We start from the raw sequence: 25,618 nt of genomic DNA, 5'->3' as shown, positions 1-25,618 counted from the left end.
TAACGAGATTAGCCCTCGCCGGCACCGAACTCGCGCTCGAGGGCGGCCCTCTGGTTCGCGCCGAGGCCCCGCACGCGGCGGGACTCGGCGATCTGCAGCCGCTCCATGAGCTGCTTGGCGCGGACCTTGCCCACGCCGGGGAGCGACTCCAGCAGGGCCGAAACCTTCATCTTGCCGATGACGTCGTCGGTCTGCCCGTTCTTGAGCACCTCAGCGAGCGCGATGCGACCGTGCTTGAGATCGTTCTTGACCTCGGCACGCTCTTTGCGGGCCTTGGCAGCCTTCTCCAGGGCTGCGGCGCGCTGCTCAGGGGTCAGGGGAGGAAGAGCCACGCCGGGTCACCTCGAATTTCTGTCGATGTACTCGGTCGAAAAGGGAAAGTAGCTGGTCAACGCGTCCTTAGCAACGTCAAGAGCCGTTTCTCTCATCACAAAATCAACTTCATCACCCTGTGTGCCGACAAAACTACCGCCTGTCCATCAAATCGCCCTCACTTCCGTGTATTCAGCCGCTCGCGAACTACTCCCCGGGGAGCAGCCTTCTCCCCGGGGCGCAGCCTCCGTACCCTCCTGCGGGCCGAGGATCCCGCGCGCGCCGGGCGGCAGCATCGAAGGGACGGAGGGAGACCGACATGACGCCGGATCCGGGGTTGTCGAGCGTGCGGGAACTGGTGCGAGCGGGCGGTCCCGCCCTGGCCGCCCGAGTTTCGGACAGGCTAGAACTCGTGGAAATGCACCTGAGGGAGGCGGTCTCCGACGGCTTCCCGATGCTGCGCGAGGCGGCCGGGCATCTCCTGGAGGCGGGCGGCAAGCGGATGCGCCCGCTGCTGGTGCTCCTCGGCGCCGAGTTCGGCGATCCGGGCGCCCCGTCGGTGATCCCGGCGGCGGCGAGCGTGGAGCTGGTGCACGTGGCCTCGCTCTACCACGACGACGTGATGGACGAGGCGCCGCTGCGGCACGGGGTGCCGAGCGCGCACGTGAAGTGGGACACCAAGGTCGCGATTTTGGTGGGTGACTACCTTTTCGCCCGCGCGGCCGGGCTGGAGCTGCCCGAGCAGGCTCGCGTGGAGCAGGCGAGGTGCGTGGCGCACCTGGTGGCGGGGCAGGTCCGCGAGAGCGCGGGTCCCGCGCCCGGCGACGACCGGCTCGACCACTATCTGCAGGTTCTTCAGGAGAAGTCGGCCTCGCTGATCCGGTTCTCGGCGCGGCTCGGGGGCCTGTGCGCGGGCGCGCCGCCGCACGTCACGGCCGCGCTGGCGGAGTACGGCGAGCTGCTGGGGATGGCGTTCCAGTTGTCGGACGACCTGATCGACGTGCTGTCGGAGCCGGACGAGTCGGGCAAGGGCGCGGGGACGGACCTGCGGGCGGGGGTGCTGACGCTTCCCGCGCTGCACGCGCTGGCGTTGTCCGGAGCCGACCTCCGCACCGGGCGGGCCGAGGCCGGGCGGCTGGCGGAGTTGCTGGCGATGGGCCCGCTGACCGACCCCGCCCTGCACGCCGAGGCCCTGACCCTGCTGCGCCGCTCCCCCGCGATGCTGACCGCCCGGGCCGAGGTCGAGCGCTACGCCGCCGAGGCCGCGGCCGTGGCCCGCGCGCTGCCCGCCAATCCCGCCCGTGACGTGCTGCTGGCCCTGAGCCGGCAGGTCGTGCACCGTACGATTTGACCGTGCCTCCCACCCGCGACTGGCTCCTGGCCCTGGCGATGGTGCCGGTCCAGCTGGCCGGCGCGCTCACCGTCTCGGTGCCCGTCTACGTCTACGACACCGGCGGCAATCCTCCGGTCCGTCTCGGCAACACCGATCTCGACTGGCTGGCGCTCACCCTGCTCGTCCTGTCGGCGCTGGCCCTGGTCCTGCGCTCCACCCGTCCGCGAACGGCGTTGTGGCTGACGGTGGGCCTGTTCGCCGCGTACATGGCGGGCGGCTACCCCGTCGGCCCGGTGGTGCTGCCGGTGATGCTCTGCCTGCTCACGGTCGCGCTGACCGGCAGGCACCGGCGCGAGGTGCTGCTGGCGCTGGCGGTGGCGGTGCTGGCCGCCGCCCGCTGGGTGCCGAGGATCGTGGCGCTCTACGGCGACGCGGCGACGGCGACGGGCACCGTGGTGGCGTTCTTCGGCGTGGTGGCGGCCATCTTCGGCGGCCCGGTGCTGCTCGGCGAGATGGTCTCCTCCCGCAGGGAGGCGGCGGAGGCCAGGGTCGCCGAGGCGCGGCGCGAGGGCGAGCGGCGGGTGGTGGAGGAGCGCCTGCGCATCGCCAGGGAGCTGCACGACGTGGTGGCGCACAGCATGGCGGGGATCGCGGTCCAGGCGGCGGCGACGTTGCGCATGCTGGAACGCATGCCCGCCCACGACACCGGCGCCGTCTCGGGTTCGGTCGCCTCGATCCGCTCGGCGGCCAAGGAGGCGCTGACGTCGCTGCGCGCCACGGTCGGCGAGCTGCGGGAGGGCGGCGCGCGGGCCGAAGGGCTCGAACGGCTCGGCACCCTCCTCGACGCGGTGCGCAACGCCGGGTTGCCGGTGGTGGCCGAGGTGGAGGGGCGGGCGCGTGCCGTGCCCGACGGCACGGGGCACGCGGCCTACCGGTGCGTGCAGGAGTCGCTCACCAACGTCCTGCGTCACGCGGGGCCGGGCGCGAACGCGCGGGTCCTGCTGCGGTACGGCGCGGCGGAGCTGGCCGTCGAGGTCAGCGACGACGGCAGGGGCCCCGGCGGGACGCCCGCGACGGGGCACGGCCTGGCGGGCATGCGGGAACGGTGCCAGGCGCTGGGCGGCTCCCTGGAGACGGGCCCGGGCCCGGCGGGCGGCTTCCTGGTGACGGCGAGGCTGCCGCTGTGAGCGACGCGCCGGACCGTCCCATCCGGGTCCTGATCGCCGACGACCAGGCGCTGGTGCGCACCGGCTTCCGCGCCCTGCTCGGCACCGAGCCGGGTGTGGAGGTCGTCGGCGAGGCCGGTGACGGCGGCCAGGCCGTGCAGCGGGCCCGCGACCTGAAGCCGGACGTGGTCCTCATGGACATCCGCATGCCGCACGTCGACGGCCTGACCGCCACCCGCCTGATCGCCGCCGACCCTGCGCTGGACGGGGTCAGGGTGGTGATCCTGACGACGTACGTGGAGGACGCCAACGTCTTCGCCGCCCTGGCCGCCGGGGCGGGCGGCTTCCTGGCCAAGGACGCCGAGCCGGAGGAGCTGCTGCAGGCCATCAGGGTGGTCGCGCGGGGCGACGCCCTGCTGTCCCCCGGCGTGACCAGGACGGTGATCGAGCGGTTCGCGCAGCTGCACCGCCATCCGGCGGCGGGTGCGGCGCCGGGCGACCTGGCCGTGCTGACGGACCGGGAGCGCGAGGTCGTCGCCCTGGTGGCGGCGGGCCTGTCGAACGAGGAGATCGCCGGCCGACTGGGGATGCGCCCGCTGACGGCCAAGACGCACGTCAGCCGCGCGATGGTGAAGCTCGGCCTGCGCGACAGGGCCCAGCTGGTGGTGCTGGCCTACGAGTCGGGCCTCGTCACCCCGAATCGTCCACATATGTGAACTGATGACAGCCAACTGGATTTGGGTCTTGCCGAGACCCTCGGCGGCGACCTACGCTCCCGGAACAGTTAGGAATCCTTCCTAACTAAACCCCCCAGCCAGGAGCACTGGATGTTACGTGTTCTCTCCGCTGTCATACTCGCCCTCTCGGCCACGCCCCTCGTGGCGCACGCCGCCGTCCCGGCGGCAGCCGTGCCCGATCTGACCAGCGCCAACCGGCGCGCCCCCGTCGCCGGCCTGCCCGACTGGAGCAAGGCCGGCTACCGGGGCGGCGCCGCGCTGCCCGGTCCGGGACACCCCAGCGCGGCCTGCCACCTGACCCCCGCGACGCTGGCCTCGCAGTACGGCGTGCGCGCCGACGGCAGCGACGCGAGCGCGGGGCTGCAGCGGGCGATCGACTTCGTCCGCACCACCTGCACCCCCACCGGCGGCTACGACAAGCTGGCCTCGATCACGCTGCCGGCCGGGCGGATCGTGGTCTCCAAGCAGCTCGGCCTCGACGCCGACTACCTGATCCTGCGCGGCGCCGGCATGGGCCAGACGACCCTCGCCTTCCGCCCCGACACGAACACCCGCTACGACACCCTCACCCCGGACGGCAGCGACTGGGACGAGGACGGCATGGTCCACGGGGCAGGCAAGGGCGGCTGGACGTGGCCGGGCCGCGGCCTGCTGCGGGTGCAGACCCGCGAGGTGCACAGCAAGTACGCCTCCGACTACTCCTCGGCCCCCGCCAACCGCAAGGACATCTTCGAGGGCAGCGTCAACCAGCACTGGGCCGGCGGCGTGCCGCTGCGCGAGGGTTCGGCCGCAGGCAGCACCCAGATCAAGCTGGCCACCAGCGCCGACATGTCGCGCTTCAAGGCCGGCGGCCACCTGTGGGTCGGCGCGGCCAACAGCGTGAAGTTCTACCAGCAGCAGACGGTCACCGACCCGGCGCAGTACATGAACCTGCACATGCGCCAGCAGATCTTCCAGATCACCGCCGTCGACGCCTCGGGCAGGAACCTCACGATCGACAAGCCCCTGGAGTACGACCTGCCGCTCAACTCCACCTCCGACGGCTCCGCCGCGATCGGCGGCACGGTCTACCCCAGCCGCGTCACCCCGCTCAAGGTCGTGCAGGGCGTCGGCATCGAGGACCTGACCATCACGCAGGACCTCGACGGCATGCCCAAGCTCGGCGGCGGCGCCTACGACGTGACCCCCGCCGACGCGAGGTTCAACTACGGCAACATGGCGCCGGAGTACGCCCAGCACGGCATCGTGCTGAAGTGGGCGGCCAACGTGTGGATCCGCCGCGTCGGCACGCAGATGACCGGCTCGCACGCCGTCGTCACCGAGAGCGCCAAGAACATCCAGGTCCAGGAGTCGAGCTTCGACGGCTCGTGGAACAAGGGCAAGGGCGGCAACGGCTACTTCCGCGGCTCGCGCGTGTGGGACTCGCTGTACGCGCACAACACCAGCCGCAACCTGCGCCACTTCACCTTCCAGTGGTCGGCGTCGAACAACGTGGCGATCGGCAACGACTTCGACTCCGACCTCAACCTGCACGGCGGCTGGGAGCGGCGCAACCTGTTCGAGAACAACAAGGTCGCCGTGCCGTACGAGCACGCGTCGGGCAACTGCCGGGCCAACTGCGGCGGCGAGGGCGGCGCCGAGCCCGACGATTCGAGCTGGTGGCCGATCTGGTGGGCCGCGGGGCCGAAGGCGGCCAAGTGGTCGGGCTCCAGCGGCGCCCAGAACGTGTTCTACAACAACCAGCTGACCAAGCAGACCACGCAGGGCGGCGCCTACCAGGCCTACTATCCCGACCGGCAGCGCCTGTACCAGTTCGGCAGCTCGGCCTCCGGCGCCTCGCAGTTCCAGCATCTGGCGACCGGCGGGAGCACCATCCCCGACTGGGCCGGGCGGGAGACGGTCGACTTCACCGGCTCGGGCGTGCACGCGTCGATGACGGACTCGTCGGGCTCGCTGTTCCTGAAGAGCTCCGGCGGCGAACCGGGTGACACCACGCCGCCCGGCGTGCCCGGCAGCCTGCGCTCGACCGGCACCACGTCGTCCACGGTGGGCCTGGCCTGGAACGCCGCCACCGACGACGTCGGCGTCACCGGCTACGACGTCTACCGAGGCTCCACCCTGGTCGCGACGGTCACCGGCACCACCCACACCGACACGGGCCTGACCGCCTCGACGAGCTACACCTACACCGTCAGGGCCCGCGACGCCGCGGGCAACACCTCGAACGCGAGCAACGCCGTCACCGCCACCACCGCCCAGGGCGGCGGCGAGAGCCTGCTCTCGCAGGGCCGGCCCGCCACCGCCTCCTCCGTCGAGGCGCCGGGCTTCGAGGCGGCCAAGGCGTTCGACGGCAACACCGCCTCCACCCGGTGGGCGTCGCTGGAGGGCGTCGACCCGCAGTGGATCCAGGTCGACCTCGGCACGAGCGCGACCATCTCCCGCGTCAAGCTCACCTGGGAGGCGGCGTACGGCAGGAGCTACCGCGTGGAGACCTCGCCCGACGGTTCGACGTGGACGACCGTCCACAGCACCACCACGGGCGACGGCGGCGTCGACGACATCGCGGTCGGCGGGACCGGCCGCCACGTGCGGGTGTACGGCACGGCGCGCGGCACCCAGTGGGGCTACTCCCTGTTCGAGGTCCAGGTGTACGGCACGCCCGGATCGGGCGGGGGCGACACGACCCCGCCGGGCGTGCCCGGCAGCCTGCGCTCGACCGGCACCACGTCCTCCACGGTGGGCCTGGCCTGGAACGCCGCCACCGACGACGTCGGCGTCACCGGCTACGACCTCTACCGAGGCTCCACCCTGGTCGCGACGGTCACCGGCACCACCCACACCGACACGGGCCTGACCCCGTCGACGGCCTACACCTACACCGTCAGGGCCCGCGACGCCGCGGGCAACACCTCCGCCGCGAGCGCCCAGGTCACCGCCACCACCCAGGGCGGGGGCGGCACCGTCGTCGACGTCTCCACCGCCGCCCAGCTGAGCAGCGCCCTGGCCGCCGCCCAGCCGGGCCAGACCATCCGCCTGGCGGCCGGGGAGTATCGCGGCTCCTTCGTCACCCAGCGGGCCGGGACGGCCTCCGCCCCGATCACCCTGACCGGACCGGAGAACGCGGTCCTGATCAACGACGGCCCCTCGGGAAGCGCCCCGTCATGCCCGGCGCCGACCGCCGGCTGGGACTCCGGCTACGGGCTCTGGCTGTACGGCGCGCCGTACTGGAGGCTCACCGGCTTCACGGTCAAGGAGTCCAAGAAGGGCATCGTGCTGGACGACTCCCATCACGTGACCCTGGACGACGTCACCGTGCACCACACCGACGAGGAGGGCGTGCACTTCCGCAGGTCCTCGGCCGACGGGGTGATCCAGAACTCGACGATCACCCACGCCGGGCTGGTCCAGCCGGGCTACGGCGAGGGCGTCTACCTCGGCTCGGCCGCCTCCAACTGGGGCTGCCACGGCAACTCGGGCGGCGTCGACCGCTCCGACCGGGTCAAGGTCGTCGGCAACACGTTCGGCCCCGGCATCGCGGCCGAGCACATCGACGTCAAGGAGGGCACCTCCGGCGGCCTCATCAAGGACAACACCTTCAACGGCACCGGCATCTCCGGGCAGAACTCCGGCGACTCCTGGGTGGACGTCAAGGGCACCGGCTACGTGATCGAGGGCAACACCGGCACCTTCTCCTCCCCCGGCACCTTCGCCAACGGCTACGAGACGCACAACCCGTCGACGACGCCGTCGTTCCTCAACGGGTGCGGCAACGTCTGGCGCGGCAACGGCTCGAACCTCGGCGGCGTCGGGAAGTACGCGATCTACGTCAGCTCCACCTCGAAGTGCGCGGCGAACCCGAACGTCGTGCACGCCTCCAACACCGTGACCAACGCGGTGACGGGCCTGACCAACATCACGGTCACCCCGTAGGAACGATCGCTCCGGGGCCCGTCGCCGGGCCCCGGAGCGGTTCGTGGTCAGACCGGGTGCGAGGTACGGCGCAGCGAGGCCGCGATGCCCGCCGCGGCGGCGCCCGGGTCGGCGGAGCCGGTGATGGGCCGCCCGATCACCAGGAGGTCGGCCCCGTCGGCCAGCGCCTGCTCGGGCGTGGCGACCCTGGCCTGGTCCTGGGAGTCGGCCCCTGAGGGCCGCACGCCGGGGGTGATGAGCGTGATGCCGGGGCCGACCTCGGCGCGCACGGCCGCCACCTCGTTCGGCGAGCACACCAGGGCGCGGGCGCCGGCGCCGACCGACAGGGCGGCCAGGCGGCGCACGGCGTCCTCGGCGGGACCGGCCAGGCCCACGGCGGCCAGGTCGGCGTCGGTCAGGGAGGTCAGCACGGTGACGGCGGCGATCTGGGTGTGCGGGGCCGCCTCCACCGCCGCGCGGATCATGGCGGGACCGCCCGCGGCGTGCACGGTCAGGAACGCCGGCCGCAGCCGGGCGACGGCGCGCGTGGCGCCTTCGACGGTGTTGGGGATGTCGTGCAGCTTGAGGTCGAGGAAGACCTGGACCCCGGAGGCGCCGCGCACCGAGGCGATGACGTCGGGACCGTAGCGCAGGTAGAGCTCCAGCCCGACCTTGACCGTGCTGACGTGCGGGGTGACCAGGGCGGCCCAGCGGGCGGCGGTCTCCAGGTCGGGCGCGTCCAGGGCGACGGCGATGGGGGCGGGAGTCATGCCCGGATTCACAGTGAACTCTCCTCGTGCAGGTGCCGCGCCGGGCTGCCGGGCGGCCGGTGGGCCACGCCGACCGCGTCGGCGAGACGTTGGAATCCGCGGGCCTGCAGCAGGTCGGCGAGTTCTCGCTCGATGCGCAGGGCCGCGTACGGGTCGTGGAAGAGCGCGGTGCCGACGCCGACGGCGCAGGCTCCGGCCAGGATGAGCTGAAGCGCGTCGGAGCCGGTCAGTACCCCGCCCATGCCGATGATCGGCACGCGGGGCAGGGCCGCGTGGACCTGCCAGACGCAGCGCACGGCCAGCGGCAGGATGGCGGGCCCCGACAGGCCCCCGGTGCCGGCGGCGAGCGCGGGCCGCAGCGTCGCGGTGTCGATCGCCATCCCCAGCGGATTGTTGATCATGGAGAGGGCGTCGGCGCCCGCGTCGGCGCAGGCCGTGGCCACAGCCACGATGTCGGCCACGTCGGGCGAGAGCTTGGCGACGACCGGCACGTCGCCGAGCATGATCGAGCGCACCGAGCCGACCACCTCGGCGGAGGCGGCGCCCTCGCGGGCGAAGACCCTGCCGCGGTCCTCGATGTTGGGGCAGGCCAGGTTGACCTCGACGGCCGTGACGCCCGGCGCGTCGGCCAGCCGCCTGGCCAGCGCGGAGTACTCGTTGACGGTCCCGCCGCCGATCGACACGACCGTCCTGATGCCGCGCTGGGCCAGCCAGGGCAGCTCCCGCTCCAGGAAGGAGTCGATGCCTGGGCCCTGGAGCCCGACGGCGTTGAGCAGGCCCGAGGGCGTCTCGGCCATGCGCGGCGTCGGCCGGCCGGCGCGGGGCGCCATGGTGATCGACGGAGTGGTCAGCGCGCCGAGGCGGTGCAGGTCGAAGAACTGCGCCAGCTCCCTGCCCGTGCCCGCGCAGCCCGCGGCCGTCACGACGGGACCGTCGAGCTCCACGTGCGCCAGGAAGGTGCGCATGTCAACGGACATGGCGGACGCCTCCCTGCCGGTGCTCAGCTGACATGGCGGGCGCCTCCTCCTGGCGCTCCCTGGGCGTCGAACGGGATGGTGCCGACGTCCTCGAACCGCACCCGCTCGCCGCGGAAGACCGGCCCGTCGACGCAGGCCCGCACCATCCGCGTCACCCCGTCGTCGCCGATCACCGGCAGCACGCAGGTCATGCAGATGCCGATCCCGCAGGCCATCGCCTCCTCGGCGACCACCTGGACCGGGATGTCGAACTTGATCGCCACCGAGGTCACCGCCCGCATCACCTCCATCGGACCGCACGCGTAGACGACGTCGGCGCGGGTGTCGGTGATCACCGAAGCCAGCACGTCCGTCACCTCCCCACGGAGTCCGAGTGAGCCGTCACGGGTGGACAGGGTCGTGGTCTCGGCCATGCGCCGCGCCCGCATGGCGCCGAAGACCCGGTCGGCGGAGCCCCCGCCGAGCACGAAGTCGACGCGGCAGCTGCGCGCCAGCAGGGTGTCGGCCAGCGGGAACAGGACCGCCGAGCCGTACTCGAAGCCGACCAGCAGCACGCTGACCGGATCGCGCGGCACCGGGAAGGGCCTGCCCAGCGGTCCGACCAGGTCGAGGGTGTCGCGGGCCCGCCGCTCGGCCAGCCACTCGGTGCCGGGGCCGCGCACGGTGAAGACGAGCTCCACCGTGCCGCCGTAGTCGGGCCGCACGTCGTGGACGGAGAACGAGCGCCGGGTCAGCATCGACGAGCGCGAGCCGCCGACGGCCACCGAGACGAAGTGGCCGGGGCGGAACCGCTCGGCGATGCCGGGCGCCACCACGGTCAGCGCATGGTAGGCGTCGACACGGCGCGTCGTCAGCACCGTGCCGGTCACCTGCACCGGCGTCGTGGCCGTAAGCTCACCCCCGCAAGGATCGTGCGTGCTCCTGAAGGGACCGTACGCCCACATCTCCCCGCACGATCGCCTGGATACCCGCCGCGGCGGCGGCCAGACCCTGCACCGTGGTGATGCACGGGATGCCGCGCAGCACCGCAGCGGTGCGGATGTCGTAGCCGTCCAGCCGCGGCCCGGACTGCCCGGGGCTGCCGAACGGGGTGTTCACGATCAGGTCCACCTCTCCGTCGAGGATGCGCTGGACGATCGTCGGCTCGCCGTCGGGTCCCGCGCCGTCGCTCTGCTTTCGCACGATCTTGGCATGGACTCCGTTACGGCGCAGCACCTCCGCGGTGCCCTCGGTAGCCAGGATCTCGAAGCCGAGGTCGGCCAGGGCGCGCACCGGGAAGATCATCGAGCGCTTGTCGCGGTTGGCGACCGAGACGAACGCGCGGCCCTTGGTGGGCAGCTCGCCGTAGGCGCCCGCCTGCGACTTGGCGTAGGCGATGCCGAAGAACTCGTCGATGCCCATGACCTCGCCGGTCGAGCGCATCTCGGGGCCCAGCACGGTGTCGACGCCGCGGAAGCGGTTGAACGGGAGCACCGCCTCCTTGACCGCGATCGAGGCGTCCAGCGGCAGCGTGCCGCCGTCGCCCTCGGCCGGGAGCATGCCCTCCTCGCGCAGGGAGGCGATGGTGGCGCCCATCATGACCCTCGCGCACGCCTTGGCCAGCGGCACCGCGGTCGCCTTGGAGACGAACGGCACCGTACGGCTGGCGCGCGGGTTGGCCTCCAGCACGTAGAGCACGCCGGCGGACATGGCGTACTGCACGTTCAGCAGGCCGCGCACCCCGACGCCGCGCGCGATGCCGAGCGTGGCCTCGCGGATGCGCTTGATGTCGGCGCCGCCCAGCGTGATCGGCGGCAGCGCGCACGCCGAGTCGCCGGAGTGGATGCCGGCCTCCTCGATGTGCTCCATCACGCCGCCGAGGTAGAGCTCCTCGCCGTCGAACAGGGCGTCGACGTCGATCTCGATGGCCTCGTCGAGGAACTTGTCGACCAGGACCGGATGCCCGCCCTCCTGGGCGGCCATGTAGGTGGTGAGGGTCTCGTCGTCGTAGACGATCGCCATGCCCGCGCCGCCCAGCACGTAGGAGGGGCGGACCAGGACCGGGTAACCGATCTCCTCGGCGATGGCCAGGGCCTCGGCGACGGTCAGCGCGGTGCCGTGCTTGGGCGCGGGCAGCCCGGCCTCGGCCAGCACCCGCCCGAACGCGCCGCGCTCCTCGGCCAGGTGGATCGACTCGGGCGAGGTGCCGACGACCGGCACTCCCGCGTCCTTGAGTGCCTGCGCCAGGCCCAGCGGGGTCTGTCCGCCGAGCTGGACGATCACGCCCGCCACCGGGCCGGTCTGCTGCTCGGCGTGGACGACCTCGAGCACGTCCTCCAGGGTGAGCGGCTCGAAGTAGAGCCGGTCGGAGGTGTCGTAGTCGGTCGAGACCGTCTCGGGGTTGCAGTTGACCATGACGGTCTCGAACCCGGCGCGCGACAGCTCGAACGAGGCGTGCACGCAGGCGTAGTCGAACTCGATGCCTTGGCCGATGCGGTTGGGGCCGCTGCCCAGGATGATGACCTTCGGGCGGTCGCCGTACGGGACCTCCGTCTCCTCGTCGTACGTGGAGTAGAGGTAGGGCGTCTTGGCGGCGAACTCGGCGGCGCAGGTGTCGACGGTGTTGTAGACCGGGCGCAGGCCCAGGGCGTGGCGCAGGTCGCGCACGCGCGACTCGTCCATGCCGCGGATCTCGCCGATCTGCGCGTCGGAGAAGCCGTGGTGCTTGACGGTGGCCAGCACCTCCAGCGACAGCTGCGGGGCGGCGGCCAGGGCGCGGGCCTGCTCGTCGATGAGGAACAGCTGGTCGATGAACCACGGGTCGACGTTGGTCGCCTCGAACAGCTCCTCGGGCGTCGCCCCCGCCCTGATGGCCTGCTGCATCGTGCGCAGGCGACCGTCGTGCGGGGTGCGGCAGTCGTCGAGCAGCTCGCTCTTGGGCGCCAGGTGGCCGGTCCAGGAGAAGGAGGAACCCTTCTTCTCCAGCGAGCGCAGCGCCTTCTGCAGCGCCTCGGGGAAGGAGCGGCCGATCGCCATCGCCTCGCCCACCGACTTCATGTGGGTGGTGAGGGTCTGGTCGGCGCCGCGGAACTTCTCGAAGGCGAAGCGCGGGACCTTGACCACGATGTAGTCGAGTGTCGGCTCGAAGGAGGCCGGGGTCTCCTTCGTGATGTCGTTGGGGATCTCGTCGAGCGTGTAGCCGATGGCGAGCTTGGCGGCGATCTTGGCGATGGGGAAGCCGGTCGCCTTGGAGGCCAGGGCGCTGGAGCGGGAGACGCGCGGGTTCATCTCGATGACGATCATGCGGCCGGTGCTCGGGTCGATCGCGAACTGGATGTTGCAGCCGCCGGTGTCGACGCCGACCTCGCGGATGACCGCGATCGCCACGTCGCGCATGTTCTGGTACTCACGATCGGTCAACGTCAGCGCCGGGGCCACGGTCACCGAGTCGCCCGTGTGCACGCCCATCGGGTCGATGTTCTCGATCGAGCAGACGATGACGACGTTGTCGGCCTTGTCGCGCATGACCTCCAGCTCGTACTCCTTCCACCCGAGGATCGACTCCTCCAGGAGCACCTCGGTGGTCGGAGAGGCGTCGAGCCCGGCGCCGGCGATGCGGCGCAGGTCGTCCTCGTCGTAGGCGAAGCCGGAGCCCAGCCCGCCCATGGTGAAGGAGGGCCGCACGACCAGCGGGTAGCCGAGCACGTCGACCGCGGCCAGGCACTCCTCCATCGTGTGGCAGATCACGCTGCGCGCGGAGTCGGCGTTGAGGCCCTTCTCCTCGGCGACCTTGGCGACGATCTCCTTGAACTTCTCGCGGTTCTCGCCGGCCTGGATGGCGTCGAAGTCGGCGCCGATCAGCTCGACGTCGTAGCGCTCCAGCACACCCGCCTCGTGCAGAGCGACCGCGGTGTTCAGCGCGGTCTGCCCGCCCAGGGTGGGCAGGAGCGCGTCGGGGCGCTCCTTGGCGATGATCTTCTCGACGAACTCCGGGGTGATCGGCTCGACGTAGGTGGCGTCGGCGAACTCCGGGTCCGTCATGATCGTGGCCGGGTTGGAGTTGACCAGGATGACCCGGAACCCCTCGGCGCGCAGCACCCGGCAGGCCTGGGTGCCGGAGTAGTCGAACTCGCAGGCCTGGCCGATGACGATCGGCCCCGAGCCGATGACCAGGATCGACCTGATGTCGTCACGCTTGGGCACGGCTCATGACCTCACAGAACTCGTCGAAGAGGTAGGCGGCGTCGTGGGGACCGGCGGCCGCCTCGGGGTGGTACTGCACGCTGAAGGCCGTGCCGTCGAGCAGCCTCAGCCCTTCGACGCAGTCGTCGTTCAGGTTGACGTGCGAGACCTCGGCCGGGCCGTACGGGGTCTCGAAGGGCCCGGCGAGCGGCGCCTCGACGGCGAAGCCGTGGTTGTGCGCGGAGATCTCCACCTTGCCGGTGCGCCGGTCCTGGACCGGCTGGTTGACGCCGCGGTGGCCGTACCGCAGCTTGTAGGTGCCCAGCCCGAGCGCGCGGCCGAAGATCTGGTTGCCGAAGCAGATGCCGAAGAACGGGATCTTGGCGGCGAGCACCTGCCGGAGCACGGAGACGTCGGCCGTGGCGGGGTCGCCGGGGCCGTTGGAGTAGAAGACGCCGTCGGGTGCGACGGCGGTGATCTGCTCGAAGGTCGCGGTCGCGGGCAGCACGTGCACCTCGCAGCCGCGCTCGGCCATGCGCTGCGGGGTCATGCCCTTGATGCCCAGGTCGATCGCGGCGACGGTGAAACGCTTCTCGCCGATCGCCTCGACCACGTACGGCTCGGCGGCCGAGACCTCGGTGGCCAACTCCGCGCCGGTCATCTGCGGCGCCCGGCGCACCTTCTCGACCAGGGCCTCGACGGGCTCGGAGGCGTCGGAGAAGATCCCGGCCCGCATCGCGCCGCGTTCGCGCAGGTGGCGGGTCAGGGCACGGGTGCCCTGGATGGCGATGCCGACGACACCCTGCTCCTTGAGGTAGGTGTCGAGCGAGCGGTTGGCCCGCCAGTTGGAGACGACGCGGGAGGGCTCGCGCACGACGTAGCCGGCGACCCAGACCTTCGACGACTCGGGGTCCTCGTCGTTGACGCCGGTGTTGCCGATGTGCGGCGCGGTCATCGCGACGATCTGGCGGTGGTAGGAGGGGTCGGTGAGGGTCTCCTGGTAGCCGGTCATGCCGGTGTTGAAGACCATCTCGCCGAAGGTCTCACCCTCGGCGCCGTAGGGGGTGCCCCGGAAGACGCGTCCGTCTTCCAGGACCAGGACGGCGTTACTCAAGCGAGCTTCCCTTCGAGGACGGTGGCCTTCCCGCGCAGGAAGGTCGCGACGACCTTGCCGGGCAGCGAGATGCCTTCATAAGGGGTGTTACGGCTCTTGGAGGCGAACATGTCGGGCTTGATCTCGGTCCGCGCGGTGGGGTCGTAGAGCACGATGTTCGCCGGGGAGCCCACCTCCAGCGGGCGGCCGTGGCCGGTCAGGCGGCCGATGCGGGCCGGGGCGGCCGACATGCGCTCGGCGACGCCCGCCCAGTCGAGCAGGCCGGTGTCGACCATCGACTCCTGGGCCACGCTCAGCGCGGTCTCCAGGCCGATCATGCCCATGGCCGCCGCGGCCCACTCGGTCTCCTTGTCCTCGACCGGGTGCGGGGCGTGGTCGGTGGCCACGATGTCGATCGTGCCGTCGGCCAGGGCGGCGCGCAGCGCCTCGACGTCGGCGTGGGTGCGCAGCGGCGGGTTGACCTTGTAGATCGGGTTGTAGGAGCCGACCGGCGACTCCTCCACCAGCTCGTCGGTGAGCAGCAGGTGGTGCGGGGTGACCTCGGCGGTGACGTTCCACCCCTTGGACTTGGCCCAGCGGATGATCTCGACGGAGCCGGCGGTGGAGACGTGGCAGACGTGCAGGCGCGAGCCGACGTGCGCGGCCAGCAGGCAGTCGCGGGCGATGATCGCCTCCTCGGCGACCGCCGGCCAGCCGGCCAGGCCCAGTCGCCCGGAGACGACGCCCTCGTTCATCTGGGCGTCCTTGGTGAGCTTGGGCTCCTGGGCGTGCTGGGCCACGACGCCGTCGAAGGCCTTGACGTACTCCAGGGCGCGGCGCATCAGCACGGCGTCGTCGACGCACTTGCCGTCGTCGGAGAAGACCCGGACGCGGGCGGCCGAGTCGGCCATCGCGCCCAGCTCGGCCAGCTGCCTGCCCTCCAGGCCCACGGTGACCGCGCCGACCGGCTGCACGTCGCAGTAGCCGTGCTCCTGGCCCAGCCGCCAGATCTGCTCGACGACGCCGGCGGTGTCGGCGACGGGCATGGTGTTGGCCATGGCGTGCACGGCGGTGTAGCCGCCCCTGGCGGCCGACTGGGTGCCGGTGAGAACCGTCTCGGCGTCCTCGCGGCCCGGCTCGCGCAGGTGGGTGTGCAGGTCGACCAGGCCGGGCAGCGCGATGGCGCCCTGGCCGTCGACCACGTGGTCGCCGTCGAGCGAGGTGCCGATCTCGGCGATCACGCCGTCTTCGATCCGGATGTCTGCGGCCTCGCCGCCCAGGATGCGAACGTTCTTGATGATCATCAGATCTCTCCCCCGAGCAGCAGGTACAGGACGGCCATGCGAGTGGTGACGCCGTTGGCGACCTGCTCGACGATGGTGGAGCGCGCCGAGTCGGCCACCTCGGCGGCGATCTCCATGCCCCGGTTCATCGGCCCCGGGTGCATGACGATCGCGTCGTCGGGCAGCTTGGCGAACCGGTCGCGGTCGAGGCCGTAGCGGCGGGAGTATTCGCGCTCGCTGGGGAAGTAGGCGGCGTTCATGCGCTCCTTCTGCACCCGGAGCATCATGATCACGTCGGACTTGGGCAGCACCGCGTCGAGGTCGTAGGAGACCTCGCACGGCCAGGTGCCGACCGAGACCGGCAGCAGGGTGGGCGGCGCGACCAGGGTCACGTCGGCGCCCAGGGTAGCCAGCAGCAGCACGTTCGAGCGGGCCACGCGGCTGTGCAGCACGTCGCCGACGATCGTGATCTTGCGGCCTTCGAGGTTCTTCAGATGACGCCGCATGGTGAAGGCGTCGAGCAGGGCCTGCGTGGGGTGCTCGTGGGTGCCGTCACCGGCGTTGACGACGCTGCCGCGGACCCAGTTGGCCAGGCGGTACGGCGCGCCGGATGCGCCGTGGCGCATGACGACCGCGTCGGCGCCCATGGCCTCCAGGGTCAGCGCGGTGTCCTTCAGCGACTCACCCTTGGAGACCGACGAGCCCTTGGCCGAGAAGTTGATGACGTCGGCCGACAGGCGCTTGGCCGCCGCCTCGAAGGAGATGCGGGTGCGGGTGGAGTCCTCGAAGAACAGGTTGACCACCGTGCGGCCGCGCAGGGTCGGCAGCTTCTTGATGGAACGTTCCGAGACCCTCGCCAGCTCCTCGGCTGTGTCGAGGATGAGCAGCGCGTCGTCCTTGGACAGGTCGGCTGCGGAAATGAGGTGCTTGTTCACTTGATCAGCTCCACGGCGTCGCGTCCGTCGGTCTCCGCGAGGAAGACCTTGACCTTCTCGCTCTTGGCGGTCGGCAGGTTCTTGCCGACGTAGTCGGCGCGGATGGGCAGCTCTCTGTGCCCTCGGTCGACCAGGACGGCCAGCTGTACGGCACGCGGCCGGCCCAGGTCGTTGAGCGCGTCGAGAGCGGCGCGGATGGTGCGACCGGAGAAGAGGACGTCGTCGACCAGCACGATCAGCTTGTCGTCGATGCCGTCGGCGGGGAGCTCGGTGTGGCCCAGCGCGCGGGCGGGCTTGGTACGCAGGTCGTCGCGGTACATCGTGATGTCGAGCGAGCCGACCGGCACCTTGACGTCCTCGACCTGCTCCAGCCGCTCGCCGATGCGCTGGGCGAGGGTGGCGCCGCGGGTGGGGATGCCCAGGAGGATCACGTCGGAGGCACCCTTGGTGCGCTCGAGGATCTCGTGGGCTATGCGGGTCAGGGCCCGGTGGATGTCAGGGCCTTCAAGCACGGCCCTGGAAGAGGAGTTTTCGGACATGCGAAAAACTCACCGCCTTTCCCGCCTCACGGGACGGGTCTTAAAAGGGTGTCGGTCGAGACACACAGTACCAGGCACCACCTGCTGCGACAGGTGGGGGGTACCGTGGGCAATCACACTCTGCCATCGGGGGGATGCAGTGGGTGCACAGCTGCGCCAGATCCGCCAGCGGATCAAGTCCATCAAGTCGACCGCGAAGATCACCCGCGCCCAGGAGCTCATCGCCTCGTCGCGCGTGGGCAAGGCCCGCGACCGCGCTCAGGCCGCCGGGCCGTACGCGCGGGAGATCGCCAAGGCGGCCTCGATCCTGGTCAGCCACAACCTGGCGGTCAACCACGCGTTGCTGAACCGGCGGCCCGACACCTCGCGGGTGGCCGTGGTGCTCATGACCAGCGACCGCGGCTTCTGTGGCGGCTACAACAACAACGTCATCCGCCAGGCCCTGGCCCTCACCGAGCTGCTGCTCGACGAGGGCAAGCAGCCGGAGTACTACGTGATCGGCACCAAGGGAGTCGACTGGTTCCGCTTCCGCGACCGCGACATGGCCGGACGGTGGGCGGGCATGACGGGCCAGCCCGACTACGCCACAGCGGCCGAGGTGGGCCAGCGCCTGATCGACGCCTTCGACATGCCCACGCGTGACGGAGGCGTCGGCGAGGTGCACGTCGTCTACACCGAGTTCGTCTCGATGCTGAACCAGCGCACGACCGTGCACCGGATCCTGCCGATGGAGATCGAGGAGCCGCCGGAGGGCGAAGAGGGGGCGGCGCTGCCGCCGTACGAGTTCGAGCCCTCGGCCAGGGAGGTGCTGGACGAGATGCTGCGCAAGTACGTGCGCTCGCGGATCTGGTTCATGATGCTCACCTCGGCCGCCGCGGAGTGGGCGGCGCGGCGCACGGCGATGATGTCGGCCACGGAGAACGCCCACGACCTCATCTCCGCCCTCACCAGGCAGGCGAACGAGGCCAGGCAGGCGGAGATCACCACCGAGCTCACGGAGATCGTGGGCGGCGTGGAGGCACTGAAGCAGTAGTTGGCATAAAACGGTAAAACCGGATAAAACATCCCTCAAGTCTCATTGGGGGAGGTTTCCATGGCTTTGACGTCTCGGGAAGAGCGCAAGCTTCGCAAGATCGCCGCGCAGCTCATCGCCGAAGACCCGATTCTCAGCCGTGACCTCGCCGATCACGGGCGCGGCTCGGTGAACGCCGAGCGCATCCCCGGCCGATGGGACGCCTGGCCGATCGCGCTCCTGGCCGTCTGCCTGGCCGTGTTCGCCGTCACGCTCACCCTGACCACCACGTTTTGACACTTTTCGTGCCGGGCACGTCACTCTTCGTAATATCGGGGGGTTATGTGCGGGGGCACTCATGGGGGAACCGAGGCCGCCTGGCGGCCTGACAACGACGCCCGAGCAGGCGGTCGCCGCCGGTGACGGCAAGCGCACGCTCGGACTGGGCGCGGCGATCGCCCTGCTCGTCGGCAACGTGGTGGGCACCGGCATCTTCGTGCTCCCCACCTCGCTGGCCGCCTTCGGCACGGTCAGCCTCATCGCGATGGTGCTGTGCACGATCGGCGCCGTCGCGCTGGCGCTGGTCTTCGGCAAGCTCGGGGCACGCGTGCCCGCCGGCGGCGGGCCGTACGCCTACGCGCGCGAGGCCTTCGGCGAGTTCATCGGCTTCTGGACGGCCTGGTCCTTCTGGCTGACCGCGTGGATCGGCAACGCCGCCATCGCCGTCGGCTGGGTGGCCTACGTCAACTACTTCGTCCCGTGGGACAGCCGGCCAGGCAAGATCGTGATCGCACTGATCGGCCTGTGGATCCCCGCTCTGATCAACATGGCGGGCGCCAAGAACATGGCGCTCTTCCAGATGGTCACCACGGTCCTGAAGTTCGTCCCGCTGCTCTTCGTCGGCCTGGTCGGCATCTTCTTCATCCAGGGCGGCAACTTCGGCCCGTTCCTGGCCGAGGGCTCGGGCCTGGCCTCCACGCTGGTGGCCATCAGCGGGGCCGGCGCGATCGCCTTGTTCATCTACTCCGGCGTCGAGAGCGTCTCGATCGCCGCCGAGAAGATCAAGGACCCGGCCCGCAACATCGGCCGCGCCAGCCTCTTCGGAGTCCTGGCCTGCGCGGTGCTCTACCTGCTCAGCACCGTGGCCGTGATGGGCATCATCCCGCACGGCCAGCTGGTCAACTCGGGAGCGCCCTTCGCCGACGCCATCAACACGATGTTCGGCGGCACCTGGGGCGGAGGCATCATGGCCGCCTGCGCCATCATCTCCGGCATCGGCGCGCTGAACGGCTGGACCATGCTGGTCGCCGAGATGCCGCTGGCGGCGGCCAGGGACGGGATGTTCCCCACCCTGTTCGCCAAGGAGTCGCGGCGCGGGGCGCCGATCAACGGCATCCTCATCGGCACGATCCTGACCTCGCTCATGGCGGTCTTCGCCTACTTCCAGGAGAACGCCTTCGACTCGGTCGTGCTCCTGGCCTCCTTCACCACGGCGATCCCGTACTTCTTCTCGGCCTGCGCGCAGCTGTGGTGGCTCTACACGGGTGAGCGGCAGGTCCACAAGGGCAGTCTCGCCAAGGACATCACCATCGCGATCATCGCGATCTTCTTCTCCTTCTGGATCGTTTACGGCTCCGGCGCCGACGCCGTGCTGCTGGCGATGCTCATCATGCTCATCGGGGTACCTGTCTACATCTGGCAGAAGGCCAGGCGTGGCGAATATGGAGTGGCCAAATCATGACATTTCACGTCGATTCCGAGGTAGGCAAGCTCTACCAGGTCATGCTGCACAAGCCTGAGCTGGCCCTGAAGCGCCTCACCCCGACCAACAAGGACGAGTTCCTCTTCGACGACGTGCTGTGGGTTCAGCGCGCCCTGGAGGAGCACGAGGAGTGGCAGCAGGTGCTGCGCGACCGCGGCATCACCGTCTACATGCTGGCCGAGCTGCTCCAGCAGTCGACCGACATCCCCGAGGCGCGCAAGCACATCCTCGACGGGATCATCGACGACCGCTGGTTCGGGCCGATGGCCACCGACGCCATCCGCAACACACTCGACTCGATGGACTCCGCCACGCTCCAGCCGTACCTGACCGGCGGCATCACCAAGCGCGAGCTCATGGACATGGGATGCAACCCCAAGTCGGTCGCCTTCCGCGTGCTGGAGATGGACGACTTCATCCTGCCGCCGCTGCCCAACCACCTGTTCACCCGCGACACCTCGTGCTGGGTGTACAACGGGGTCTCCATCAACGCCATGAAGAAGAAGGCGCGGATGCGGGAGACCGTCAACATGGAGGCGATCTACCGCTACCACCCGCTCTTCGCCGACGGCTACAACCGGCCCCAGACGGGCGGCTTCCACGTGTGGATGCCCGGCCAGGCCGCCGCGCCCGCCACGATCGAGGGCGGCGACGTCCTGGTCATCGGCCGCGGCGCCGTCCTGATCGGCATGAGCGAGCGCACCCAGCCGCAGGCGGTGGAGATGCTCGCGCACAACCTGTTCTCCAACGGCGCCGCCAAGAAGATCGTGGCGCTCAACATGCCCAAGGCCAGGGCGTTCATGCACCTCGACACGGTCATGACCAACGTCGACGTGGGCGTCTTCACCAAGTACGCCGGCCTCGGGATGTTGTCGTCCTACACGATCGAGCCGGGCGACAACGACAAGGAGCTGAAGGTCACCGACCACGCTCCCGAAGACATGCACAAGGCCATCGCCAGGGCGCTCGACCTCGACGACATCAAGGTCCTCACCGCGACGCAGGACGTCTACGCGGCCGAGCGCGAGCAGTGGGACGACGGCTGCAACGTGCTGGCCATCGAGCCGGGCGTGGTGGTCGCCTACGAGCGCAACACCACGACGAACAACTTCCTGCGCTCCCAGGGCATCGAGGTCATCACCATCCGGGGCAGCGAGCTGGGGCGCGGCCGGGGCGGACCCCGCTGCATGAGCTGCCCGCTCGAGCGCGACGGCATCTAGACACGACTTTTCGGGGGAAACGTCATGGCTTTCAACCTCAAGGGGCGCAGCTTCCTCAAGGAGCTGGACTTCACGCCCCAGGAGTTCGCCTTCCTGCTGAAGCTCTCGGCCGACCTGAAGGCGGCCAAGTACGCGGGGGTCGAGCGTCAGCGGCTCAAGGGCAAGAACATCGCGCTCATCTTCGAGAAGACCTCCACGCGCACCCGCTGCTCGTTCGAGGTCGCCGCGCACGACCAGGGGGCGCACGTCACCTACCTGGACCCGTCCGGCTCGCAGATGGGCCACAAGGAGTCGGTCAAGGACACCGCCCGCGTGCTGGGCCGCATGTTCGACGGCATCGAGTACCGCGGCAGCGCCCAGGCCAACGTCGAGGAGCTGGCCGCCTACTCCGGAGTCCCGGTGTGGAACGGCCTGACCGACGAGTGGCACCCGACGCAGATGCTCGCCGACATCCTCACTATGCAGGAGCACAGCGACAAGCCGCTGTCGGAGATCTCCTTCGCCTACCTCGGCGACGCCCGCAACAACATGGGCAACTCGCTGCTGGTCACCGGCGCGATGTTCGGCATGGACGTCAGGCTCGTCGCGCCCAGGTCGCTGTGGCCCGACTCCAAGATGGTGGTCAAGCCCGCCAAGGACCTGGCCAAGCAGACCGGCGCGACCGTGACGATCACCGACGACGTCGCCAAGGGAGTCAAGGGCGTCGACTTCCTCTACACCGACGTGTGGGTGTCCATGGGAGAGCCCAAGGAGGTGTGGGACGAACGGATCAAGCTGCTCAAGCCGTACCAGATCAACGACAAGGTGGTGAAGGCCACCGGCAACCGGAACGTGAAGTTCATGCACTGCCTGCCGGCCTTCCACAACCGCGAGACCAAGGTCGGCGAGGACCTCTACGAGAAGACCGGGCTCGACGCGCTCGAGGTCACCGAGAGCGTCTTCGAGTCGCCGCGCTCGATCGTCTTCGACGAGGCCGAGAACCGCATGCACACGATCAAGGCCATCATGGTCGCCACCCTGGGAGACCAGTGATGAGAGTCCTGGTCGCGCTCGGGGGCAACGCGCTGCTGCAGCGCGGCGACACTCCCGACGCCGACATCCAGATCGCCAACGTGCAGACGGCGGTCAAGACGCTGGCGCAGATCGCCGAGAAGCACGAGCTGATCATCACGCACGGAAACGGCCCCCAGGTCGGGGTCCTGGCGCTGCAGAGCGCCGGCGACCCCAACCTGACCAGGCCCTACCCGTTCGACACGCTCGGAGCCGAGACGCAGGGCATGATCGGTTACTGGATGCTCCAGGCCCTGCAGAACGCCCTGCCCGGCCGCCAGGTGCTGTCGATCATCACCCAGACCCTGGTCTCGGCGGTCGACCCGGCCTTCGACAACCCGACCAAGTTCGTCGGACCGGTCTACGACCAGACCGAGGCCGAGAAACTGGCCAAGGAGAACGGCTGGATCGTCAAGCCCGACGGCCAGTACTGGCGGCGCGTCGTGCCCTCGCCCAAGCCGCAGCGGGTCGTCGAGACCCGGCTGATCCGCAAGCTGGTGCGCGACGGCGTGACCGTGGTCTGCGCGGGAGGCGGCGGCGTGCCGGTCATCCGCGACGAGAACGGCCGCCTGTCTGGCGTCGAGGCCGTCATCGACAAGGACCTGACCGGGTCGATGCTGGCCGAGGTGCTCGAGTGCGACGCCTTCCTGATCCTGACCGACGTGCCGCGCGTCATGCGCGACTTCGGCACCCCGTCGCAGACCGAGATCGGCCACACCACGCCGCACGAGCTGCGCTCGATCGACTTCCCGGCCGGCTCCATGGGCCCGAAGGTGGAGGCGGTCTGCCGGTTCGTGGAGACGACGGGTGACATGGCCGCCATCGGCAAGCTCGACCAGGCCATGGACATTCTCGAAGGCGCGGCGGGAACCATCATCACACCCAATGCCACCTGGCCCCTGGAGAGCACGCTCTGATGGCAACCTTGGCGCAGCGGTTGTTCCGCATCAAACCAACCGACCAGATCGTGGCCGAAGGCGGCCAGGGTGAGGGCGGCGAACTGCGCCGCACCATGTCGCTGTGGTCGCTCACGCTCTTCAGCGTGGGCGCCACGCTCGGCACCGGCATCTTCGTCATCCTCGGCCAGGCGGTGCCCAAGGCCGGGCCTGCGGTGGTGCTGGCGTTCGTGCTCGCGGCGATCACCGCCCTGTTCTCGGCCCTGTCCTACGCCGAACTGGCCGGGACCATCCCGGTCTCCGGATCGTCGTACTCCTACGCCTACGCGACCATGGGCGAGATCGTCGCCTGGATCTGCGGCTGGTGTCTCATGCTGGAGTACGCCGTGTCGGTGGCCGCCGTGGCGGTCGGCTGGGGAGAGTACCTCAACAGCTTCCTGGAGAGCCTGTTCGGGTGGAGCCTTCCGGCGTCCATCACCCACTCGCCCGGCGACAGCGGCGGCGTGGTCAACCTGACCGCGATCCTCATCGTGGTGCTGGCCACCTGGCTGCTGCTGCGCGGCGCGTCGGAGTCGGCCGCGGCCAACGCGATCTTCGTCCTGGTCAAGATCGCGGTGCTGGCGTTCTTCTGCATCGTCGCCTTCACCGCGTTCCAGTCGGGAAACTTCGCGCCCTTCGCCCCGATGGGCATCGCGGGCGTCACCGCCGCGGCCTCGCAGGTGTTCTTCTCCTACATCGGCTTCGACGCCGCGTCCACGGCCGGCGAGGAGGCCAAGAACCCCAAGCGAGACCTGCCGCTGGCCATCATCTTCTCCCTCGCCATCGTCACCGTGATCTACGTCCTGGTCGCGATCGCCGCGATCGGCGCCATGCCGTGGACCGAGTTCGACCCCGACAGCACCGAGGCCAGCCTCGCGCTGATCGTCAACCAGGCCACCGGAGCCACCTGGCCCGGCATGATCGTCTCCTTCGGAGCGGTCATCGCCATCGCCAGCGTCGTGCTGACCGTGCTGTACGGCCAGACCCGCATCCTGTTCGCGATGTCACGCGACGGGCTGCTGCCCAGGGTGTTCCAGAAGGTCAACCCGCGCCGCCAGGTGCCGGTGGCCAACACCATCATCGTGTGCACCTTCGTGGCGATCCTGGCCGGGCTCATCCCCCTCGGGCAGCTCGCCGAGGCCACCAGCATCGGCACCCTGTTCGCCTTCGCGATCGTCAACATCGGCGTGCTGGTGCTCCGGTACAACCGCCCCGACCTGCCGCGCTCCTTCCGCACCCCGCTGTTCCCGATCACCCCGATCCTCGGCGTGATCTTCTGCGTGCTGGTGATGGCGGGCCTGGCGGGCGTCACCTGGCTGGCGTTCCTGATCTGGATGGCGATCGGGCTGCTGGCCTACTTCCTGTACGGCTACCGCCATTCGAGGCTGGCATGAAGATCGACAAAGTGCTGAACGGGTTCATCCCGGAATCGCGTGGCAGGGACGGGCTGGCGCTTGCCGTACTCCTGGCCAGGCAGGCTCGCGCGGCGCTCAGCGTCGCGGTCGTGCAGCCGCCGAGGTGGCAGCCTCCCGGTCCCGCGCGGGCCGACGAGAGCGCCTGGCTCGCCTACCTGCGCGAGCAGGCCGGGGCCACGCTGGACCAGGCGCGCGAACTGGCGGGTCCCGAGGCCGAGTACATCGTCGGCTTCCACAAGGGCAGCGGGCGCGGGCTCGTCGAGATGGCGCGCAAGCAGGACGCCGACGTGGTCGTCATCGGCTCGGCCCCCGGCGGCGCCAGGGGGCGCATCGGCCTGGGGAGCACCGCCGACCAGCTGCTGCACTCCTCCTCGGTGCCGGTCCTGCTGGCGCCGCGAGGATACGGCGACGCGCCTCCGCCGGAGTTCGAGCGCCTGACCCTGGCCTACCGGCGCGGGCCGAGCGCGGACGAGGCGGTCAAGGAGGCCGCGCGGGCCGCGGTGCTGCTCGACGTGCCGCTCCGGCTGGTCACGCTCGTCGTCTCCTCGGGCCGTAAGGCCAAGATCGAGCGGGAGATGCTGGAGAACCTGCGCGAACGCGCGACCGCCGACCTGAAGGCCGCCGCGCGCGGCCAGCGCCGGCGCATCCAGGTCGAGGTCGAGATGCTGGAGGGAGCCTCGGTCAAGCACGGGCTCGACTCGTGCGAGTGGCTGCCGGGCGAGCTGATCATCTGCGCGTCCAGTAACACCGGGCCCCTGCGCCGCGTCTTCCTCGGGGACACCTCGCTGAAAATCGTCAAGGCGGCTCAGCGTCCTGTGATGATCCTCACTAGACAGCCTGGCAAACAATGACGACGTAGTGGTGCAGGTGTTGTCCTTGGGACATATGAGGCACATCCCGCCGGACCGGATTCGGCATCTTTTTTCCAATCAGCTTGACCTTAGGCTTCCACACCTTTACCGTCACTGTGCGTAACCACACCTCGTGGCGATTCTGGGTGAACCAGACC

General features: G+C 70.2%; 21 protein-coding genes. 12 read left to right on the top strand and 9 right to left on the bottom strand.

Features of this window, described 5'->3' with window-relative positions:
• Nucleotides 1-8: 8 nt before the first annotated feature.
• Nucleotides 9-332: an integration host factor, actinobacterial type gene (gene mihF / locus ACIBH1_RS08690; RefSeq protein ID WP_181608404.1), complete on the bottom strand. Its 324-nt coding sequence runs from the start codon at nucleotides 330-332 to the stop codon at nucleotides 9-11.
• 299 nt (nucleotides 333-631) lie between these two features.
• Here mihF and ACIBH1_RS08685 point away from each other — a divergent pair, with 299 nt between their 5' ends.
• The 4 genes from ACIBH1_RS08685 (at nucleotide 632) to ACIBH1_RS08670 (ending at nucleotide 7,478) form a co-directional block, all read left to right on the top strand.
• On the top strand, nucleotides 632-1,663 hold the full coding sequence (locus ACIBH1_RS08685) for a polyprenyl synthetase family protein (protein ID WP_397312990.1): 1,032 nt from the start codon (nucleotides 632-634) through the stop codon (nucleotides 1,661-1,663).
• A 2-nt stretch (nucleotides 1,664-1,665) separates the two neighbouring features.
• Nucleotides 1,666-2,832, top strand: coding sequence for a sensor histidine kinase (locus ACIBH1_RS08680; RefSeq protein WP_397312989.1), 1,167 nt, complete (start codon nucleotides 1,666-1,668; stop codon nucleotides 2,830-2,832).
• A complete protein-coding gene (locus tag ACIBH1_RS08675; protein WP_397312988.1) occupies nucleotides 2,829-3,527 on the top strand; it encodes a response regulator in 699 nt (232 codons plus the stop codon). The genes ACIBH1_RS08680 and ACIBH1_RS08675 overlap by 4 nt, the downstream gene beginning before the upstream one ends.
• Before the next feature lie 111 nt (nucleotides 3,528-3,638).
• Entirely contained in the window at nucleotides 3,639-7,478 is a 3,840-nt protein-coding gene (locus ACIBH1_RS08670; protein WP_397312986.1) for a discoidin domain-containing protein, read from the top strand.
• Between the two features lie 47 nt (nucleotides 7,479-7,525).
• Here the strand turns inward: ACIBH1_RS08670 and pyrF are convergent, their stop codons facing one another.
• Genes pyrF through pyrR form a run of 8 tightly spaced genes read right to left on the bottom strand, consistent with a single transcriptional unit; the run spans nucleotide 7,526 to nucleotide 17,215 of the window.
• Nucleotides 7,526-8,227, bottom strand: a complete 702-nt coding sequence (pyrF, locus tag ACIBH1_RS08665; RefSeq protein ID WP_397312984.1) for an orotidine-5'-phosphate decarboxylase — start codon at nucleotides 8,225-8,227, stop codon at nucleotides 7,526-7,528.
• Nucleotides 8,228-8,235: 8 nt separating this feature from the next.
• Entirely contained in the window at nucleotides 8,236-9,204 is a 969-nt protein-coding gene (locus ACIBH1_RS08660) for a dihydroorotate dehydrogenase (protein ID WP_397312983.1), read from the bottom strand.
• A 23-nt stretch (nucleotides 9,205-9,227) separates the two neighbouring features.
• Nucleotides 9,228-10,079, bottom strand: coding sequence for a dihydroorotate dehydrogenase electron transfer subunit (locus ACIBH1_RS08655; RefSeq protein ID WP_397312982.1), 852 nt, complete (start codon nucleotides 10,077-10,079; stop codon nucleotides 9,228-9,230).
• A gap of 19 nt (nucleotides 10,080-10,098) precedes the next feature.
• The gene (carB, locus tag ACIBH1_RS08650; protein WP_397312981.1) at nucleotides 10,099-13,386 is read right to left on the bottom strand and encodes a carbamoyl-phosphate synthase large subunit; all 3,288 of its coding nucleotides are present in this window, start codon (nucleotides 13,384-13,386) and stop codon (nucleotides 10,099-10,101) included.
• Complete coding sequence (gene carA / locus ACIBH1_RS08645) at nucleotides 13,373-14,479, bottom strand: glutamine-hydrolyzing carbamoyl-phosphate synthase small subunit (protein WP_397312980.1); 1,107 nt, start codon at nucleotides 14,477-14,479, stop codon at nucleotides 13,373-13,375. Before carA ends, carB begins: the two co-directional genes overlap by 14 nt.
• A complete protein-coding gene (locus ACIBH1_RS08640; protein WP_397312979.1) occupies nucleotides 14,476-15,762 on the bottom strand; it encodes a dihydroorotase in 1,287 nt (428 codons plus the stop codon). The genes carA and ACIBH1_RS08640 overlap by 4 nt, the downstream gene beginning before the upstream one ends.
• The gene (locus ACIBH1_RS08635) at nucleotides 15,762-16,676 is read right to left on the bottom strand and encodes an aspartate carbamoyltransferase catalytic subunit (RefSeq protein WP_397312978.1); all 915 of its coding nucleotides are present in this window, start codon (nucleotides 16,674-16,676) and stop codon (nucleotides 15,762-15,764) included. Before ACIBH1_RS08635 ends, ACIBH1_RS08640 begins: the two co-directional genes overlap by 1 nt.
• Nucleotides 16,673-17,215 (bottom strand): bifunctional pyr operon transcriptional regulator/uracil phosphoribosyltransferase PyrR, encoded by a 543-nt coding sequence (gene pyrR / locus ACIBH1_RS08630; RefSeq protein WP_397312977.1) that lies wholly within the window; start codon nucleotides 17,213-17,215, stop codon nucleotides 16,673-16,675. The genes ACIBH1_RS08635 and pyrR overlap by 4 nt, the downstream gene beginning before the upstream one ends.
• A gap of 139 nt (nucleotides 17,216-17,354) precedes the next feature.
• Between pyrR and ACIBH1_RS08625 the strand changes: the two genes are divergently transcribed.
• The 8 genes from ACIBH1_RS08625 (at nucleotide 17,355) to ACIBH1_RS08590 (ending at nucleotide 25,460) form a co-directional block, all read left to right on the top strand.
• The gene (locus tag ACIBH1_RS08625) at nucleotides 17,355-18,248 is read left to right on the top strand and encodes a F0F1 ATP synthase subunit gamma (protein WP_397312976.1); all 894 of its coding nucleotides are present in this window, start codon (nucleotides 17,355-17,357) and stop codon (nucleotides 18,246-18,248) included.
• A 60-nt stretch (nucleotides 18,249-18,308) separates the two neighbouring features.
• Entirely contained in the window at nucleotides 18,309-18,524 is a 216-nt protein-coding gene (locus ACIBH1_RS08620) for a DUF3040 domain-containing protein (protein WP_397312975.1), read from the top strand.
• A 61-nt stretch (nucleotides 18,525-18,585) separates the two neighbouring features.
• Nucleotides 18,586-19,968, top strand: coding sequence for an amino acid permease (locus ACIBH1_RS08615; RefSeq protein ID WP_397312974.1), 1,383 nt, complete (start codon nucleotides 18,586-18,588; stop codon nucleotides 19,966-19,968).
• On the top strand, nucleotides 19,965-21,209 hold the full coding sequence (locus ACIBH1_RS08610; RefSeq protein WP_397312973.1) for an arginine deiminase: 1,245 nt from the start codon (nucleotides 19,965-19,967) through the stop codon (nucleotides 21,207-21,209). Before ACIBH1_RS08615 ends, ACIBH1_RS08610 begins: the two co-directional genes overlap by 4 nt.
• Nucleotides 21,210-21,233: 24 nt before the next feature.
• Entirely contained in the window at nucleotides 21,234-22,241 is a 1,008-nt protein-coding gene (gene argF, locus ACIBH1_RS08605; RefSeq protein ID WP_397312972.1) for an ornithine carbamoyltransferase, read from the top strand.
• Nucleotides 22,241-23,176, top strand: a complete 936-nt coding sequence (gene arcC, locus ACIBH1_RS08600; RefSeq protein WP_397312971.1) for a carbamate kinase — start codon at nucleotides 22,241-22,243, stop codon at nucleotides 23,174-23,176. The genes argF and arcC overlap by 1 nt, the downstream gene beginning before the upstream one ends.
• On the top strand, nucleotides 23,176-24,588 hold the full coding sequence (locus ACIBH1_RS08595; RefSeq protein ID WP_397312970.1) for an amino acid permease: 1,413 nt from the start codon (nucleotides 23,176-23,178) through the stop codon (nucleotides 24,586-24,588). The genes arcC and ACIBH1_RS08595 overlap by 1 nt, the downstream gene beginning before the upstream one ends.
• Nucleotides 24,585-25,460: a universal stress protein gene (locus tag ACIBH1_RS08590; RefSeq protein ID WP_397312969.1), complete on the top strand. Its 876-nt coding sequence runs from the start codon at nucleotides 24,585-24,587 to the stop codon at nucleotides 25,458-25,460. Before ACIBH1_RS08595 ends, ACIBH1_RS08590 begins: the two co-directional genes overlap by 4 nt.
• Nucleotides 25,461-25,618 lie beyond the last annotated feature (158 nt).

Origin of the sequence: Nonomuraea sp. NPDC050663 (assembly GCF_044456985.1) — a bacterium.
In the GTDB taxonomy this organism is placed as follows: Bacteria; Actinomycetota; Actinomycetes; order Streptosporangiales; family Streptosporangiaceae; genus Nonomuraea.
This window is presented reverse-complemented; position numbering and strand designations above follow the sequence as displayed.